Here is a 14245-nt window from a genome sequence, read left to right as displayed (position 1 = left end):
ATATAGCTTAGCTCACCGAGAATCTCAAGGAATGTTGCGCGTATATGGTGGAGAGCGTAGGATTGATATTAAGATGTATAAAACTCGTAATCATTACTTATATAGATATATTTCAAAGAGTAATAACAAGGCTTCCAAGTTAGTTGCTGTTGCAGGTAACTATTTGCATTTGCTTGAGTCTAAAGCCTCGGTTTTTCTGGGCTCATTATTTAAAATTAATGATAAATATATTAGTAATATGTTTTACCCCATATACTACCTTTTGTCTGTAATTTGGTCTAGCATGAAGCCATCTTGGGGCTATGATATTATCGAGAGTAAATATTTTAATTCATTATCTTACCTTGAGTTTGACGGATCTTTATATTCCATACCTTTGAATCACACTCAATATTTATTATCTGAATACACAGACTTGAATTTTGAAAAGTTTACGCATGTCAAAGGAGGAATGCATAAAGTAAGTCATATGTTTATTTGTTTTGAGGGTAGATGTGTTACTGATTCTCTGTCTCAAGAGCGTATGAAAAGATTCCACGCCATCACTGATAAGATCAAACATTCAGACTATGAGTAAACATCACAAAGTTATTTGGTTTTTTTGGTACCAAGGCATTAGTGATGCTCCAGAGATTGTTGTTAAATGCCTTTCTTCATGGCAAACAAAAAACCCTGACTGGAAGGTCATAGCTCTTAACTCTGTCTCATTGCCTAAATATTTGCCAGATTTTAATGCACATCAAATTTTATCTTCTGGTTTAAATCATGCGGCACTATCAGATTTAATTAGAATAAATTTGCTTTACAAATATGGAGGAATATGGGTCGATGCTACAACATATTGTCGTCAAAGCTTATCACATTGGCTTGATTATACTCATGAAAACTTTTTTTTCGCCTTTACCCACCCTGGTAATGATCGCTTGATTGCTTCCTGGTTTCTTGCATCATCTCCGCAACAGTTAATAATAAAAAACTGGCATGGCCTTTGTTGTACTTATTGGCGTGGCTTCTTGCCTTACCACCAAAAGTCAAGATTTTGGATTTTCTTTGAGCCAAATATTCGTCGTATTTTGCGCTTGTTTCCCTCAATTCGCATTACAATTTTTGTTAATTATTTGTTCCCTAAGTTTTTCAAAGTATACCCCTATTTTTGGTTTCATTACTTGTTCAACTACGCAGTCTTAAAGTATCCTGATTTTAGCAAGTCTTTTTATTCGATGAAATCTTTTGACGCAAAATATGGCCATCATGCAATAAAAATTGGACTCAATAAGACTATTGCGGGTGATTCTGTTGATTGTATCAAGTCTAAATTGGGCCCTGTAATAAAGCTTCGGTATAGAAATATCATTCTTTCGAAAGAGTCTCTAATTACTAAAATTCTTAACGGAGATTTGGACGAATGAATGCAAATAAGGATCTTTTCAAGCCAACTTTCTTTTTCGTCTTTTACAGTCTTGGAAGTTTTATTAGCGTTCAATTATTTCTTTTCTTTTATTATACCAGCAATAGAATTCCCTTTTATCAGATAGTTTTTGCGGGTCTGTCTTTTTATAATTACCTCACAGGTTTTCTATTTTATCTCTTGTATTCTCTTGCATGGTATATCGGCTTTCGATCTAATTCTTTGTATCAAGTATTTAAACCACCAATCTTGCGTACTGCTGGTCCTCGATTCTCTACTCGATTTCAATGCTTATTATATTTTTTGCTTTTGATCGTTGTTTATTTTATATATTCAATACATCCTTATGCCGGGCCTGAATATGCACGATCCGAATTAACAACTGGTCCACTGGGATTGGCTTTATTTGCCTTTGTTCAATTAGCTTTATTGCTATTCGGATCTATATCTTGTCAGTTTCTTTCGACATTTAAATATAACCGCAGTTTTTCCTACATCTTGTTACCTCTAGTTTTGGCTAGTGCGTTGTTTTTTGTCTTACTTTTAATGGGTGGGCGTGGAAGAGCTATAACTCCTTTCTTACTTCTATTTATATGCTATCATTATTTTGTCCGTTTTTTCAAATTTCGAAATCTAATATTCTATCTTTCTACCGTATTTCTGCTTTTTCTAGTCCTGCCAAAAGTTATTAACGGCTCGGGTTTAGTTGAAGTATTATTTAATGTTGTTCGTGTTGATTCAGGAGGAAGTAGGACTTTTGATAGTTTATATAATTTATCTGGCTTGATTCAAAAAATTAATGCAAACTCTTTTGGCTTCTCGTATGGTAATTCCCTCATTAATGATGTGTTAGGTGACCTAAATCTAGAGAAATATGCATGGGATACTAGAGACTATATCATGCAGGGGGTTTATGGTTTCAAGACCTATACTTCTTCATTTCCCGCAACTAAACCTGGCGAATTTTATATTGCATTCGGCTCACTTGGAATATTATTTGGTGGATTTTTTGTTGGTTCACTGTGTTCGCTGATTTATAAAATTCTTATTGTAGATATGACATTATCTTATTATTCTATCCCTACCTATTTGGCACTCATGAAAATAATTGCAGTTCCTGGTGGTTATTTATTTAACAACATTGTTAAGATACTCTTGTCATTGTTTGTATCCATTGTCTTCATCCTTTTTTTGGAGGGTGGTTCAAAGTTTACTGCATACAAATCCTCTAAATGAAAAAAATTCTTTTCTTTTGTGATCAAGATTATTCTATACATTTTCCTTCGCATTTTCGTGAGGTTTACTCTATTCTTCTTTCTTCAGAAAATCTCAAAACCGTTGTCTATACTCCAAGTACGAAAATTTCGTCGTTATCCTGGCTTTCAGATAATTTTTGCATATTTCCCAAAAGTACATCAAAAATAATATCACCTCTCTGGCCTTTAATTTCTTCCCTTTATTTGTTCAGGATTTTATTTGTACAAGGCTCAAGTTTTGATCTTGTCATTGTTCATGACAACCCATTGTCCATAATTGTTTCTTATTTCTTTTCACTTTTTAATGGTTTTAAGCTTGTTTTTCGTATTTCAAACCTTAAGGGTTTGATGTCAAAAAGTACCTCTTTTGTGTCTCTTATTAATAAGAATGTGTATGTCTTATTGACTTGCCTGGCCTGCAAGCTGTCGTCTGCAGTTGTCTCTATGAGTGTAGCTATGGAATCTTATTTGCGAACTGAATTAAATATCACAAATTCTTTGATTTATACTATTCCTAGTTGCACTAAGATTTGGCAAGTTGGTGATGCTGATTCATCGGACTTATTCACCATTGATTCTATTTATAATATTACTAACCATAGTCCTCGTGATGTCAAGCTTGTTTACTTGGGAACTTTAAACCCCAACCGAGAGTTGACATTTTTGTTGGATCTTGTTGAGGAACTGCTTTCTTTGGATTTAATTCCATTCTTAGGAGTTTTTGGAGTTTCAAGATTGCCATCTCACAAAGATCAGTTTTTGAATGCTGTCAAATCGCGACAATTAGATAGTTATATTTATTTATTTCCTCCGGTGTTGGAGCAATCACTTCCTAATGCTCTACAGTACTTTGACATAGGTATAAGTCCTTACGATCCAAATACACTTTTGTCGACTAACTCGCCGTTAAAGACTTTGGATTATATCGTTGCGGGTATTCCAGTTCTAAGCACAAAGATTCTTGATCATCGAGAAACGCTTTTAGAATCCAGGGGCGGTATTTGTGAAGAGTATGACTCTTCATCTTTTGCAATTTCGATTCACTCCTTCGTCCGTAATCCTCATATTTATGATATTGATATCTTGTATGCCCAATCCTGGCTTCGAAAAAATCGTTCACTTGACTCTTGCACACTAATGTGGAAAAATCTTGTCAGGGACATGCTTTATGTGTAATCAAACAAGCACTATTATTATTGGCCCGCGTAAAACCGGATCTACTTCCTTTTATTCTCTTCTTAACCCCGCTTTTGATAATACCTCAGGCTTGAAAGAATCGTATTTTTGGAACTCTCAGTACTTTAAGTATTTGTCATTGGATAAAAAGTTCGTTTATAATCAGGCCTTTTCTTCTGAGCCATCTTATTTCTCAGATCTACGTGCCTACACCTCGCTTTCACAGTCAACATTAGATTTGAAGATTATTGTTGTCCTGAGAGATCCATATAAGCGTTTTATTTCTCATTATCGGCATGGTCTGTCGAAGGGCTATTATAACTCAAGTGTTAACCCTGCCTTGGCTATTGAACGGTATCCTTGTCTTTGGTATGATTCATTATACTCCGTTTTTTTGCCCTTGTGGATGAGTCGTTTTGATACGATTGTGATCGACTTCGATGACTTGATCTCAGACCTAGAGAATGTTCTATTCCGGCTTTCTTCTTTTCTCTCTAAAGATCTCTCTGGATTACCAAAAATTTTACCTAGTGACAATATAACGCCTAATTCACGTGGTTATCTTTTGACTAAATCTGCGGTTATTTTTCACCGGCTTCTCTCCCCACTTTTTGGAGAAACTAAAGTTTTTAAATCCTTGACTTCCTTTTCTAAATCTTTGGTTTATAGTAATAGTAGTTCCTTTGGTTGTGATTTTGAGCTTCCCGATAGTCTAGCTTGCGCTTTGTCTGAAGAAAAAGCATTTATGAGATCAATATTGTCTTCCCGGATTGCAGATTCAAGTTAGGAATTTCTGTGAATGTGTTTCTTGTCTTTTTATGTGTACTAAAAAAATAGCTTTTCGTATGCTTTTGGCTTGTATAAATATTTGCTTCGGCTAAAGAATAGTGGATTGCTGAGAGGTTGTGTTTGGTGTTTTGATTCTACTCTCTTACTAGCATCTTCGATTATGGGTGAACTGTAAAGAGCATTAAATCTGTATTCTTTTTCAGTGGCTGCCAGGTTTGCACCATTTAAGTCATTTGCTTTTGAAAAATTGCTTGAAATATGTTAGCTTTTTATTTATCGATTGTGTTCGCAAGATGTATTTCTTATTTGATGTAAATTTTGAGAAAAAGATTTCTTGCAGATGTAATCGTATGCCTTTTAATTGCTCGTAATAGGTCTCTGGTATTATTAGTCGGAAAGCAAATCGAAATCTTTTTTTGAGATTGCGCCGATAGTGTAGAGTTTTAGTATGCATTTGTAGTCATCGTACAAAAGCCTTTTTAGATTTTTTTGAGCCATTGCTGACAAGTATTTTCGTTTATCTTCTTTTGAGGAGTGCATTCTTTTTTCGTGGCCTATGTCGCTACTTCCTAAAAGCTCAATGCAGTCCTCTGATATTGAATGTTGCTTTATAACCCCATAAATTTGGCTTGGTCTGAGCTTCCTTAATAAGTCTTCCGTGTAAAAAGAAATGTTTTTCTTCATGTGGCCGATTCTATAAAGCTCGGTCAAAACGTGTGAGTTCAGCTTTTCGTTTTCAGGGTTGTAGAGTAACTCTGCAATGTGGTTTAAAGAAGTGTATTTGTTAAGTACTTCCCATTCTCCTCTCCTTTCTCTTTCTGCAACCCCTGACTCCACGACTAGGTGCTTCCTCCAGTTGTATGCAGATATTACTCTCTGTATTGGGTTTCTGATGACGATGAGATAGGAATCGTTTGTTGAATATTTTGGCTGCTTAGCATGAATAATTTTCACAGACGCAAATTTTTCTTCCAAAAGCTTTGAGTCTTTTATCTCAGCCCTTACTGTCGAGCCTCCGCATTTACCAATATGGACAAATTGTAGTTTGTTTTTTGTAAAGGCTTGTGGGGATTGTGTCTTTGTCATTGCCCCTGTGGATTTTATCTTTATCGTTAGTATATCACGTATAGAGGTTTCTAGAATCCAGTCTATTTTATTGTAGATTTTTTATTGATTGTATGCCACTTTTTTTTGAGGCTTAATCCCTGATCTGTCCCTGGGCTCTCTCTTTCGCTGTCGTTATGAGTCAATCCTCTCTGTAAAATTCACGTTTGCATTGACCTGTCAGTGCTCAAAAGTCATTTTTTGATTGTTTTAGGGTTGCAAGCTTTTGGGTGGCTAGGCCGGTTGTAGGAATGCGCGTATGTTCGAGGTTGGCCAGTCTCGTTGGTCATTCTTAAAACACTGTAGTTATCTGTCTTCTTTTGGTTAGTGCATCCTTTTTCGTGGCCTATATTGCTGCTTCCTTAAAGCTCTATGCATTCCTCCGGTATTGAATGTTGCTTTATGTCCCCATGAATTTGGCTTGGTTTGAGCTTTCTTGATAAGTCTTGCGTGTAAAAAGCAATGTTTTTCTTCATTTGGCCAATTTTATATTGTTCCGACAAAGCATGTTCACCATTAACCGGCCCATGCTTGGTTTCAGGCCCATGGTGGTGATGGCTGGGCCAGCTGTCCTCTCACCCAAAACGCGCTGTTACGGATTCTCGTGAACCCGCGTTATCCCAACAGCCCTCGCGGGCCTCTGGTTGTAATGCCCTTGCTTCAAGAACTGCTTGCCCATCCGACTCATTTGTTTTGGCCTGATGATTTGACCTGGGAGGCAGCTGGATTCTTTGTGGCAGAAGCACACCTTCACCACGGGCAAATCACTGATACCTATCATCTTGGGTTGGCAGTTCATCAACAAGGAACGCTTGTCAGTTTTGACAAGCGTCTGATCCTCGTTCTGTACGCGTAGGAGAGTAAGCGCTGCATTTGATTGATCCAGGCTGATGACCCGAGTCCGCTCTGTTCATAACAGTCAGCAGCCACTTCTCGGTCATGAGGTGGTCATTTGGAGCTCAACATGCCCCCGCTTGCTGAGAAGGTTGAGCGCTCAGGAAACTTGCAGGGCCAGTACCAGCTTTCTTGGTTTAGTTTGCGAACTAAGCTAAGGCCTAGTGATTGGCGCGGCTGTGATGAAAAATCCGAATGTGTCCCATCAGCGGTTGGTCAACGTGCACCAGGCCAAGACCCATCTCTCGCGCCTGATGGATGAAGCCCGCGCGGGCGAGACGATCGTGCTTGCCAAGGCCGGACGGCCCTGGGCGCGTTTGATGCCCTTGGAGCCGCCTCTGCCGCAGCGCATCCCAGGCCGGTTGAGCGCCCTTGGCCCGTTGCTGCATCCTGAAGCCCTGCTCGAGCCGCTCACTCCCGATGAATTAGCGGACTGGGACGCTAGCTCCTTGCCTCAGGCTCCACCATTGCCATGACGGCCAGTACGGGTTATTTGCTCGACAGTCATGTGCTGCTGTGGTGGTGGTTCTATCCGCAGCGAATGCCTGAGGGGGTGCTGGCTCTTCTCTCCAATCCGGAAACGCCGATCGTCGTCAGTTCAGCGTCTGTCTGGGAGCTCAGCATCAAGCACCACCAGGGCAAGTTGCCGGAGTTGGAGCATGCGATCACCGATCTACCGGCCTTGCTTCGTGCTGATGGGTTTCAGATCCTCTTGATTGCGATCAACCATGCCTTGCGTGCGTGCGCCTATTGCCAGCTCCATCACGACCCTTTTGATCGCATGCTTGCAGCTCAGGCAGAGCTCGAGCAGCTTGTGCTGATTACGGCTGATTCGCAACTCTCGGCCTTCCCTTGCCGTCAACTTTGGGAGGGCTGAATTAAAAAGATTGCAGAGGAACCTGTTCGTCTGCAGATCGTTTCCAGAGCATTTGCTCCATAGTTAAGAAGCAACTTGGCTTTTCATAAAACGTCTCAGCGTAAAGCCTTGAACGAGAATCAAGCGACGGGCTTTCTCGAACGAAGAGTTCCTTTGCTGTCTGAGCACTTCGGTCTTGTGACGACTGCCCGAGGCTCAACATCCTCCGCTGAGTTTGTGTTTGTGCTGTTACTCCCGTTGAGGCCGTCTTGAGCGCTCTGGTTACCTTGCTGCTGTTGGCGTTGGCGATCGCCTGTTTCATCGGCGGTTGGCTTGCCCCTGAGTTGGTGGCCTTATTGGCCGCAGGCCTGCTGATGGCCACAGGGGTGCTCACACCCAATGAAGCGCTGGCTGGCTTTGGCAGCCCTGCCCTGATCACCCTGGTGGGCTTATTTGTGCTCTCCAATGGCTTGCTGCACAGCGGCGCCTTGGATCGCTTGCGTGAATTGCTGGCATCGCCGCGGATCCGCAACCCCAGCCAGTTGATGCTGGTGTTTGGCTTTGTGGTGGCGCCGATTTCGGGCTTCATCCCCAACACCCCGATCGTGGCGATTTTGCTGCCGGTGGTTCAGGGCTGGTGTCAACGCCGCGGGATCAGTCCGTCGCGGGTGTTGATGCCGCTGTCGTTTGCCACCCTGATCGGCGGCACGATCACCCTGATTGGCACCTCCACCAGCTTGCTCGCCAGTGATGTGGTGTCCCGGTTGGGCTATGGCTCCTTTGAGCTGTTTTCGTTTACGGCCATTGGTATTCCCGTGTGGCTGATTGGGGCTTGTTATCTGGTTCTTGCCGGCCGTTGTCTGCCCGATCGCGGTGATCAAAGCGACGACAACCTCCAAGCGCTGAGCCGTGATGGCTATCTCACGGAGGTGGTGATTCCGCAGCGCTCTCCGCTCTGTGAGGTCACCTTGCATGAGAGCCGCTTGCAACGCCGCTTTGATGTCGATGTGCTTGATGTGCATCGCGACGGTCAACGCCTCCATCCTCCTCTCGCCCAGTTGCGTTTGCAGGCGTCTGATCGCTTGCTGTTGCGCTGCAGCCGCCAGGAGCTGTTGCGCTTGCAGCAAGACCGGATGGTGGATTTAGCGGGCACCCTTCTCGCCGAGGAGTTGCCCCACATCCGCCATGCCGAAGTGCTCGTGCCGGCCGGCTCTTTGCTGGCCGGTGCCACGCTGCGTGAGCTGCGCTTTCGCCAGCGTTTTAATGCCACGGTGCTCGCGGTGAACCGTGCCAACAGCACCCTGCGCGATCGCCTGGGACGGGTGGTGCTTCGAGAGGGAGACATGCTGCTGTTGCAGGCTCCGCTTGATGCTCTGCGCGGTCTTCAGCAAGCCAGCGATCTGGTGGTGCTCGACCAGCTCGACGACGATCTGCCCTCCACCCACCGCAAGGGGTTGGCGATCAGCGTGATGCTGGCCGTGCTGCTGCTTGCGGGCTTCAAGGTGATGCCCCTCGTCGCCGCTGTGCTCGTGGGTGTGGGGGTGTTGGTGATCGGCAATTGCCTCGATGCAGGAACGGCCCTGCGCTCGATTCGCTGGGATCTCTATCTGCTGCTGGGTGGTCTCTACAGCTTCAGTGTGGCCCTGCAGAAAACGGGGCTGGCGGATCAGGTGGCCTCCAGCCTGCTCACGTTGCTGCAACACAGTTCCGCCTATGGGGCCTTGCTGGTGATGTATGCAATCACCCTGGTGGCCACCGAACTGCTCAGCAATGCGGCTGCCGTGGCCCTGGTCTTACCGATTGCCGCTGCCGTGGCCACAGGCTTGGGGCAGCCGCCGATGTTGTTTGCCACCGCCGTGGTGTTTGCGGCCAGCCAGAGTTTTCTCTCGCCGATTGGCTACCAAACCAACTTGATGGTGTATGCCCCTGGCCGCTATCGCTTCTTGGATTTTTTCCGCTTTGGTTGGCCGCTCTCGCTGGCCTACACCCTGATGGTGCCGCTGCTGCTGCTTTGGCTGGCTTAAAGCTCCAGCAACCCCGGCGGTGGGGTGAGCAGCAACCATCCCTCCTCCAGCTGCACCTCCGGCACGATCGCCTCAACAAATGGCACTAACACCGTTTTGCCGCTGTTGAGCTGGATCTCCAGCAGATCATTGCCGCCGCTGATCAGGTTGTTCACCGTGCCAATCGCTTCATCACTGCCGGCCAAACGCGCTTCTAATCCCACCAGATCAAGCAGGTGAAACTCACCCTCGGCGAGTTCAGGGCGGTCTGCGGCAGGAACCAGCACCGTGTTGCCGACGAGCGCTTCGGCGTTGGCGCGGTTGGTCACGCCTTTGAAACGCACCACATAGAGGCTTTTGCCTGGTAGTTGCCGGCCCTCCAGCAGCTCCACCTCTGTCAGAGGTGATCCCTTGGCCTTGGCTTGCAGCCAGCGAGGTCCAGGGTCGGTAAAGCGTTCGGGAAAATCACTAGCCGGGTTGAGGCGTAGTTCGCCCCGTAACCCCTGCGCACCAACGAGCGTTCCCACGGGTAGCCAATCGTCGGTGTTGGTCGGATCAGCTGGACTGGGTGACGGAGTGGAAGTCATCATTCGATAATGGCCTTACGACTGCCCGTTCTTTGATGGCTTCCGCTGCCCCGATCCTGCCCGGTGCCACGGTCACCGTGGTAGATACCCGTTCGATCTATGCCGGCTACACGGGATTTGTGCAGCGCATCAGCGGCGATCGCGCCGCCGTGCTCTTTGAAGGCGGCAATTGGGACAAGCTCGTGACGATGCGCCTCAGCGATCTCAGCGCCGCTTAAGGCGATGAAGCTGCGTCTGCGCTTACGGCGGATTGTTCTTGAGGCAGACACCCGGGCTGGCCGCATCTACAACCTGATCGTTTTTGGCACGATTCTCGCCAGTGTGGCTGGGCTGTTAGTTGAGCCCACGCCCACCTGGATCTCTGCTTCTGACCAAGCACCCGATTGGACGAATGGTCTTGAGCAGATTTGTCTAGGGATTTTCATCGCTGATTTTCTCTTGCATCTGTGGGTGACCCCCAAACCGTCCAATTATTTGTTCAGTTTTTACGGCTTAATTGATTTCTCAGCCGTTCTGTTTTTCTTTATTCCACAAATTAGCAGCGGCCTCATCCTCTGGATTTTCAAATTTGGACGCGTTCTGCGTGTGTTCAAACTGCTGCGCTTTCTCGATGAAGCCCAGTTGCTCGGCAATGCCTTAAAAGCCAGTGCCCGCCGCATCGGCGTGTTTTTGTTTTTTGTGGTGATGGCCCAAGTGGTGCTCGGTTACTTGATGGTGTTGGTGGAGAGCGGCCATCCCGAAACCCAGTTCCGAACCGTTGGTCAAGGGGTGTACTGGGCGATCGTCACGATGACCACCGTGGGGTATGGCGACATCGTTCCACAAACGGTGCTCGGGCAATTGCTGGCTGCCGTGGTGATGCTTCTGGGCTTTGGGATCATCGCCATTCCCACGGGGATTATCACCGTGGAAACGATGGAGCAGGTGCGGCGTGGAGGCAGGGTGTGTGCGAGTTGTGGGGCGCAGACCCACCGTGCGAAAGCCCGGCACTGCGATCAGTGCGGCGCAACGCTTCCGCCAGTTGCCGTTTGAGGCTCACGCAGGGCGGCTTTGGCCGCTTCCTGTTCCGCTTGCCGGCGCGAACCACCCCAGGCCTCTGCCGCTTGCTTGTCATGGATGAACACCTTGCAATGGAAGCGGCGGGGGTCGCCATGGCGCTTGTTCACTTCATCGCATTCGTAGGTTGGTAGCCCCAGCCCCTGCGCTTGGGTCCATTCCTGCAATGCCGATTTGCTATTGCCGCGATGGGGATCAGCGAGCACCTCAAGCGTGGTTTGCTGCCAATAGGGCGTGAGCCAAGCTTGGACGGGCATGATCTTGCCGGTGATTCGATAGATCGCACCGATCAGAGCTTCGCAATGCTCGGCTCGCAGGGTTCTGCGTGCCGCCTGATCACCGCTGGCTTTGGAGCCAACCTGGAGCAGCATTTCAATGCCGATGGTCGTGCCGAGCTCCGCTAACCAGCGGTCGCTGACGAGCTGAGCGCGTAGGGCAGAGCGTTCCCCAACAGGCATCTGGGGGTGTTCGGATTCGATGAAATCCGATGCCGCTAGCCGCAACACAGCATCACCGAGAAACTCCAGTTGTTCGTGATGGCGGGCGAGCCCTGTGGAGGTGTGGGTGAGGGCTTCGTTCAGGTGCTCCAGCTGCTCCTGGTTCAAGTCTTTGTGGTTGCCAGTGTTCGAATCGGGAACCAGCTGGCGCCAGAGATCTTGCAGTTGGTGTTCACGGTGGGGAGTAATCACAGCAACTCGGCCTGACGGAACATCAACAAAGAGGGTTGAAAGCAGGACATAAGCCGGGTTCTGTTCACCCTTCCAAGGAAGGGGGGTGATCATCTATCTGGGATCGCCGTTACCGACGACCTCGAGCGGCGCACAAAGGCGGAACGGGGAAGATGGCCACCCGTCGTTCCTAGGCCTTGCTCCCAGCCGGGGTTTACCGAGCCAGCACCTCTCGATGCTGCTGGTGCGCTCTTACCGCACCTTTGCACCCTTGCCTGTGCCAGCGGAACCGGCCATCGGCGGTGTGTTTCTGTGGCACTCTCCTCACGGTCACCCGCACTGGGCGTTACCCAGCAAGCCTGGCCATCGGGGAGCCCGGACTTTCCTCAACCGATGGCTGCAGCCCGAAGGCAACAACCATCCATTGCGATCACCTCGCCTACTTTCAACCCCCATAATGGCCTCTGAGGGGCTGTAGCTCAGCCGGATAGAGCGACGGTTTCCTAAACCGTAGGTCGTGGGTTCGAGTCCCGCCAGCCCCGTGTACTACTGCCATCGCCTTCAGCCTGGCTTCCTCAGAAACCCTTGCGCTCGAGTGCGTCTGTGAGGCGAGTCATGGCAGAAGCCAGTTGAGCTTGGGGATCGGGTTTGGTTTCGGCAATGACCTCTTGCTTGCGTTTGGAGGCCTCGATGGACTTCACAATCAAGAAGCACACAAAGGCGATCACGAGGAAGTTGATGATCGCCACAATCACGGTTCCTGCTGGCCAGGAATTGATGGAATCAACATTGGCTGCCTTCAATGCCGGCTCAAGGGCATTGGTCATCACCAAGGTCACAACTGAGGCAACGACCTTGCCGAAGGCACCTGCAATCACAACGGCAATGGCGAGATCAACAACGTTGCCTTTGTTGATGAAAGCTTGGAAGTCTGCAAATAAACCAGGCTTACGAGTCATTGAGTGAGTGAACCGTCTCCTATTGGATAGTCATTCAGGGTGAGCTTTTCCAGCTCATGGATACAAACTGATGGATTGTCTTGGATTGATGGGGTAGCCAGATGCCTCACCCCCGCTATTTTTGAGAGTGTGAACCGGTTCCATGACCCAGCTTCACGAGCTTCGGCTACGGCTTTTGGTTCAGCAAGAAAGCGAGCGCATCGCTGCGAGCCATCCAACCGACCTTGATTTGTCTGTGGTGCAAGCGCGATGCCTGTGCTGGCTCGCCCTCTTGGCGGAAGCCCATGAAGATCAAGCCAGTGACGCTGAGAGTCGTGGAGATACAGAACAAGCCATGGGTTGGTTTGCCGATTCCATGCGTTTGCGCGATGCCCTCAATGTGGTGAGCTCGATCGAGATTCCCCTGCCAGGTGTTGTGGAGAGGAATGGAGATCAGTTCGGCGAACAGTTTGGTGATGGCTCTGGGGTCGATCAGGAACCGCCCTTGGCCGCCTGATCAGGTGCCATGATGGTCAGCAACTGAGGGTCTGCTGCTTTGCCTGAAGAGCCCTGTCAATGTCCAGACTGTCAACGCTTCTACCGTGAGCATGACCGTCTGATCAGAGAGTCACCAACATTGCGTCAGCAGCAAGAGCTGAGTTGGGCGGCCCTTCAAGCGTTTAGAACCCTGTCTGGCAGGGTCTTGGAGGATCTGCAAAAAGAACACGGCACTCCCGCTGCTGATGTCCAAACCCATGCCACCCCAATCGGTGGTGGGGAGGAGCCTACTGATGCCATCCATCAAGCGATGGCTGATCTGGAAAACATCAACGCCCATCTCTTTTCTATTGAAGCGTTGATGGAGCGCATCTTTGATGTGCGTGTGCCCGACGATATTGAACAGAAATTTAGGGAGTTGGCCGGGGAGCTTGCCCCAGACCCCCTCAACGCTGATCGCTTGCGTTTGAATCGCTTGTTGCATCAAACCCCTGATCTTCCCGATCGCGGCTGAACCCTAAAAAAGCCCTCGAGATCATTTCGAGGGCTTTGTTGTGTCAACGCACAATGTCAGGCACATCGCAGGTGATCTCAACGGGCATGGCCTCCACCTTCCAGATGTCGCGGCAGTAGTCACGGATCGAACGATCGGATGAGAAGAAGCCGCTTCTGGCGCTGTTCAACACCGACATTCGGTTCCAGTGATGGCGATCGGTCCAAGCCAAACTCACGGCATCTTGAGCGCGCAAGTAGTCGGCGAAATCAGCCATCACGAAGAAGGGATCATTCCCCGTGAGGTTGTCGATCAGAGGACGGAAGAGCTCCCCATCGCCATTGCTGAAGTGACCCATTTCCACCAGTCGGATGGCTTCAGCGAGTTCAGGAACCGATTCAACAACCTCCCAAGGCCTGTAACCGCGTTGCTTGAGGTCGGCAATTTCTTCCACGGTCTTGCCGAATAAGAAGAAGTTGTCCGCACCCACGTGCTCACGAATTTCAACGTTGGCGCCAT

At 48.0% G+C, this 14245-nt stretch carries 18 protein-coding genes, 1 tRNA gene and 1 other RNA gene; 14 read left to right on the top strand and 6 right to left on the bottom strand.

All coding sequences use genetic code 11. The features are described from left to right. The 5 genes from NCN04_RS02055 to NCN04_RS02035 all read left to right on the top strand — a co-directional run. The coding region (locus tag NCN04_RS02055) for a hypothetical protein (RefSeq protein WP_250395034.1) at positions 1–577 on the top strand (577 nt) is incomplete at its 5' end. Then, entirely contained in the window at positions 570–1409 is an 840-nt protein-coding gene (locus NCN04_RS02050) for a capsular polysaccharide synthesis protein (RefSeq protein WP_250395033.1), read from the top strand. The genes NCN04_RS02055 and NCN04_RS02050, both read left to right, overlap by 8 nt. A gap of 302 nt (positions 1410–1711) precedes the next feature. Next, complete coding sequence (locus NCN04_RS02045; RefSeq protein ID WP_250395032.1) at positions 1712–2644, top strand: O-antigen polymerase; 933 nt, start codon at positions 1712–1714, stop codon at positions 2642–2644. Next, positions 2641–3840, top strand: a complete 1200-nt coding sequence (locus NCN04_RS02040; protein ID WP_250395031.1) for a glycosyltransferase — start codon at positions 2641–2643, stop codon at positions 3838–3840. Before NCN04_RS02045 ends, NCN04_RS02040 begins: the two co-directional genes overlap by 4 nt. Beyond that, positions 3815–4627 (top strand): sulfotransferase domain-containing protein, encoded by an 813-nt coding sequence (locus NCN04_RS02035; RefSeq protein WP_250395030.1) that lies wholly within the window; start codon positions 3815–3817, stop codon positions 4625–4627. The genes NCN04_RS02040 and NCN04_RS02035 overlap by 26 nt, the downstream gene beginning before the upstream one ends. A 389-nt stretch (positions 4628–5016) precedes the next feature. Here the strand turns inward: NCN04_RS02035 and NCN04_RS02030 are convergent, their stop codons facing one another. Then, positions 5017–5715: a hypothetical protein gene (locus tag NCN04_RS02030; protein ID WP_250395029.1), complete on the bottom strand. Its 699-nt coding sequence runs from the start codon at positions 5713–5715 to the stop codon at positions 5017–5019. A 673-nt stretch (positions 5716–6388) separates the two neighbouring features. Between NCN04_RS02030 and NCN04_RS02025 the strand changes: the two genes are divergently transcribed. From NCN04_RS02025 to NCN04_RS02010, 4 genes are all read left to right on the top strand, one after another. Beyond that, positions 6389–6589: a PIN domain-containing protein gene (locus tag NCN04_RS02025; RefSeq protein WP_250395028.1), complete on the top strand. Its 201-nt coding sequence runs from the start codon at positions 6389–6391 to the stop codon at positions 6587–6589. A gap of 220 nt (positions 6590–6809) precedes the next feature. Next, on the top strand, positions 6810–7103 hold the full coding sequence (locus NCN04_RS02020; RefSeq protein ID WP_250395027.1) for a type II toxin-antitoxin system Phd/YefM family antitoxin: 294 nt from the start codon (positions 6810–6812) through the stop codon (positions 7101–7103). Continuing rightward, positions 7100–7504, top strand: a complete 405-nt coding sequence (locus NCN04_RS02015; protein ID WP_250395026.1) for a type II toxin-antitoxin system VapC family toxin — start codon at positions 7100–7102, stop codon at positions 7502–7504. The genes NCN04_RS02020 and NCN04_RS02015 overlap by 4 nt, the downstream gene beginning before the upstream one ends. A 248-nt stretch (positions 7505–7752) precedes the next feature. Continuing rightward, on the top strand, positions 7753–9507 hold the full coding sequence (locus NCN04_RS02010) for an SLC13 family permease (protein ID WP_250395025.1): 1755 nt from the start codon (positions 7753–7755) through the stop codon (positions 9505–9507). Here the strand turns inward: NCN04_RS02010 and rimM are convergent. After that, positions 9504–10073, bottom strand: a complete 570-nt coding sequence (rimM, locus tag NCN04_RS02005) for a ribosome maturation factor RimM (RefSeq protein ID WP_250395024.1) — start codon at positions 10071–10073, stop codon at positions 9504–9506. The two genes, NCN04_RS02010 and rimM, sit on opposite strands and share 4 nt — an antisense overlap. A 35-nt stretch (positions 10074–10108) precedes the next feature. On the opposite strand from rimM, the gene NCN04_RS02000 reads away from it, so the two are divergent. Then, positions 10109–10291, top strand: coding sequence for an NAD(P)H dehydrogenase subunit NdhS (locus NCN04_RS02000; RefSeq protein ID WP_011618181.1), 183 nt, complete (start codon positions 10109–10111; stop codon positions 10289–10291). 4 nt (positions 10292–10295) lie between these two features. Beyond that, a complete protein-coding gene (locus NCN04_RS01995; protein WP_250395023.1) occupies positions 10296–11105 on the top strand; it encodes an ion transporter in 810 nt (269 codons plus the stop codon). On the opposite strand, the gene rnc is transcribed toward NCN04_RS01995, so the two are convergent. Further along, a complete protein-coding gene (gene rnc, locus NCN04_RS01990; protein WP_250395022.1) occupies positions 11069–11818 on the bottom strand; it encodes a ribonuclease III in 750 nt (249 codons plus the stop codon). The genes NCN04_RS01995 and rnc overlap by 37 nt on opposite strands. Positions 11819–11852: 34 nt before the next feature. Then, an RNA gene (gene rnpB, locus NCN04_RS01985) (RNase P RNA component class A) lies at positions 11853–12243 on the bottom strand. Positions 12244–12265: 22 nt separating this feature from the next. Here rnpB and NCN04_RS01980 point away from each other — a divergent pair. Continuing rightward, positions 12266–12339 (top strand) — tRNA-Arg (locus tag NCN04_RS01980). A 33-nt stretch (positions 12340–12372) separates the two neighbouring features. Here the strand turns inward: NCN04_RS01980 and mscL are convergent. Further along, positions 12373–12756, bottom strand: a complete 384-nt coding sequence (mscL, locus tag NCN04_RS01975) for a large conductance mechanosensitive channel protein MscL (protein WP_250395021.1) — start codon at positions 12754–12756, stop codon at positions 12373–12375. Positions 12757–12898: 142 nt separating this feature from the next. On the opposite strand from mscL, the gene NCN04_RS01970 reads away from it, so the two are divergent. Both NCN04_RS01970 and NCN04_RS01965 read left to right on the top strand, forming a co-directional pair. Continuing rightward, on the top strand, positions 12899–13252 hold the full coding sequence (locus tag NCN04_RS01970) for a DUF8670 family protein (RefSeq protein WP_250395020.1): 354 nt from the start codon (positions 12899–12901) through the stop codon (positions 13250–13252). A 39-nt stretch (positions 13253–13291) separates the two neighbouring features. Beyond that, positions 13292–13747 (top strand): DUF8661 family protein, encoded by a 456-nt coding sequence (locus NCN04_RS01965; RefSeq protein WP_250395019.1) that lies wholly within the window; start codon positions 13292–13294, stop codon positions 13745–13747. 43 nt (positions 13748–13790) lie between these two features. On the opposite strand, the gene NCN04_RS01960 is transcribed toward NCN04_RS01965, so the two are convergent. Then, on the bottom strand, positions 13791–14245 hold a 455-nt coding region (locus NCN04_RS01960; protein ID WP_250395018.1), incomplete at its 5' end, for a glycogen/starch/alpha-glucan phosphorylase.

It is taken from the genome of Synechococcus sp. MU1655 (assembly GCF_023630655.1).
Lineage (GTDB): Bacteria > Cyanobacteriota > Cyanobacteriia > PCC-6307 > Cyanobiaceae > Synechococcus_C.
Note: the sequence above shows the minus strand (reverse complement) of the source record. Positions and strands in the feature narration are given on the sequence as shown.